Consider the following 3,010-nt stretch of genomic DNA (forward strand, 5'->3'; position numbering starts at 1 on the left):
AGCAGTATCATCGGCGTTAGAGAGCTTGACTTCCAGGTTCGGGATGGAGCTGGGTATTTCCTCTCTACTAGGGACACGGGAGAAAAAGCGAAGCTTTTTTCCAAGCTTTTTCTTAGTGTAGCTTTCTTAGCAAAGGCTTTCTTCAGTGTAGCTTTTTATAGCAAAGCTTTTCTAGCACAGCCTTTAGTAAAGCTTCACTAGTATAGCTTTCTTTCAAAGCTTTTGCAAGTTAATAAGCCTTTAACAAGCTTTTGCAAAGAGTAAGCTTTAATCTTTTGCAAAAAGCAAACTTTGCTTTCCCTGCAACTTTGCCATACACAAAAGCTTAAATTGCTAACACCTTAAGCTTTTTCTAACTTAGGCAATTTCTCTAAGCAATCCTAAGCAATTTCCTAAGAGAATTTTTAACACTCTCTTAGCACCTTTAAGCCCTTAAGACCTTCAGCCCTACATTTAGTAAGACCTATAATAAAGCCTAGATCGTGCTTAATAAGCCTAGATTGTTTGCTTGATTGTTGCTTAAATTGTGCTTAAAAAAGCTACAGAAAAAAGCTAAAGCTTTAGAAAAAAGCTACAGAAAAAAGCTAACAAGCTTAAAGCCTTAAGCTTTAAAAGCCATACTTAAATAGCCCATGTAAAGTTTGTACAAAGCCTTAAGTTTTTATCAAATACACTCAATAAGGCGGTGCAACTTAGCTGCAAACAAGCCAAACGCTTTATTAGTAGTGGTTAGCTTAATGCATTGCTGCACTTACACACCCACCCTATCAAACATGTAGTCTTCATGTAAGCTTCAGGGAAAGCTCATCTTGGAGTTGGCTTCGAGCTTAGATGCTTTCAGCTCTTATCACAACCATGCGTGGCTACCCAGCGGTGCTCTTGGCAGAACAACTGGTGCACCAGTGGCATGTCCATCTCGGTCCTCTCGTACTAAAGACAGCTCTCCTCAGCTTTCCTACGCCCACAGCAGATAGGGACCGAACTGTCTCACGACGTTCTGAACCCAGCTCGCGTACCGCTTTAAATGGCGAACAGCCATACCCTTGGGACCTGCTCCAGCCCCAGGATGCGATGAGCCGACATCGAGGTGCCAAACCTCCCCGTCGATGTGAGCTCTTGGGGGAGATCAGCCTGTTATCCCCGGGGTACCTTTTATCCTTTGAGCGATGGCTCTTCCACACGAAACCACCGGATCACTATGACCGACTTTCGTCTCTGCTTGAGTTGTCTCTCTTGCAGTTAAGCTAGCTTATGCCATTACACGCAACTGGCGATTTCCAACCGCCATGAGCTAACCTTTGTAAGCCTCCGTTACTCTTTAGGAGGCGACCGCCCCAGTCAAACTACCCACCAAACATTGTCCTGCCTAAGGATGACTTAGGCCAGTTAGCTAACAAAAACGCCAAGGGTGGTATCTCAAGGATGGCTCCACAGACACCAAAGTGTCTGCTTCAGTGCCTCCCACCTATCCTGCGCATGGCATTCCCATTAGCAGTGCTAAGCTATAGTAAAGGTCCACGGGGTCTTTCCGTCTTGCTGCGGGTAGGAGGAATTTTCACCTCCACTACAATTTCACTGGACCTCTCTTTGAGACAGCTCCCATCTCGTTACGCCATTCATGCAGGTCGGTATTTAACCGACAAGGAATTTCGCTACCTTAGGACCGTTATAGTTACGGCCGCCGTTTACTCGGGCTTCGATCAAGAGCTTTGCATTGCTGCTAACCCCATCAATTAACCTTCGAGCACCGGGCAGGCGTCACACCTTATACTTCCTCTTACGAGTTAGCAAAGTGCTGTGTTTTTGGTAAACAGTCGGGAGGGACTCTTTGCTGAGACCTACTTGCGTAGGCACACCTTATCGCGAACTTACGGTGTCAGTTTGCAGAGTTCCTTAAAGAGAGTTCATCCACGCGCCTTAGAATACTCATCTCATCTACCTGTGTCGGTTTGCGGTACGGACAATTAGGGCTAAACTTAGAGACTTTTCTTGGCACAAAGTATCAGTGATTCTCCCTTTGATCCGAAGATCTCTAGGAGCCTATTTAGGTTTTGAATACAGGAGCGGATTTGCCTCTCTCCTAATCTATGACCCTTAGACCAGCACTTCCATCCGCTGGCTCACCTAACTTTATGCGTCCTCCCATCGCACACCCTAATTGGTATAGGAATATTAACCTATTTGCCATCGCCTACCCTTTTCAGACTTGGCTTAGGACCCGACTAACCCTACGATGACGAACATCGCGTAGGAAACCTTAGATTTACGGCGGATGCGATTCTTACACATCTTATCGCTACTCATTCCTGCATGCTCACTTCTGTGCGCTCCAACACTCCTTACCGGTATGCCTTCAACGCTGCACAGAACGCTCTTCTACCACTGCACTCAAGTGCAATCTACAACTTCGGTGTCTATCTTAGCCCCGTTATATTTTCAGCGCATGATCACTAGACCAGTGAGCTGTTACGCTTTCTTTAAAGGATGGCTGCTTCTAAGCCAACCTCCTGGTTGTTTGAGTAACCACACATCTTTTTCCACTCAGAATAGAACTTGGGGACCTTAGTTGGTAGTCTGGGTTGTTTCCCTCTTGACGATTGATTTTATCACCCACCGCCTGACTCCCAAGCTAGAACAAGAGGTATTTGCAGTTTGACAGGGTTTGGTACTGCGGCGAGCAGCCCTAGTCCAATCAGAGCTCTACCCCCTCTTGCCACCACTTGAGGCTATACCTAAATATATTTCGAAGAGAACCAGCTATCACCAAGTTTGTTTGGCCTTTCACCCCTATCCACAGCTCATCCCAGCCCGTTTCAATGGGCACGGGTTCAGTCCTCCATAAGCTATTACACTTACTTCAACTTGGCCATGGATAGATCACTTGGCTTCGGGTCTGCAGCATCTGACTAAAACGCCCTATTCAGACTCGCTTTCGCTACGGCTCGTTTTTCACTTAACCTTGCCAGACACCACAACTCGCAGGATCATTATGCAAAAGGCAGTCCATCAC

General features: G+C 46.2%; 2 rRNA genes. Both read right to left on the reverse strand.

Annotated features, from left to right (window positions below):
• Nucleotides 1-81 (reverse strand): 5S ribosomal RNA (rrf, locus tag G6Q00_RS08085); the annotation flags it as partial.
• A 617-nt stretch (nucleotides 82-698) separates the two neighbouring features.
• Nucleotides 699-3,010, reverse strand: a 23S ribosomal RNA gene (locus G6Q00_RS08090); the annotation flags it as partial.

The sequence above is a fragment of the Helicobacter suis genome, from assembly GCF_902196125.1.
Lineage (GTDB): Bacteria > Campylobacterota > Campylobacteria > Campylobacterales > Helicobacteraceae > Helicobacter > Helicobacter suis_B.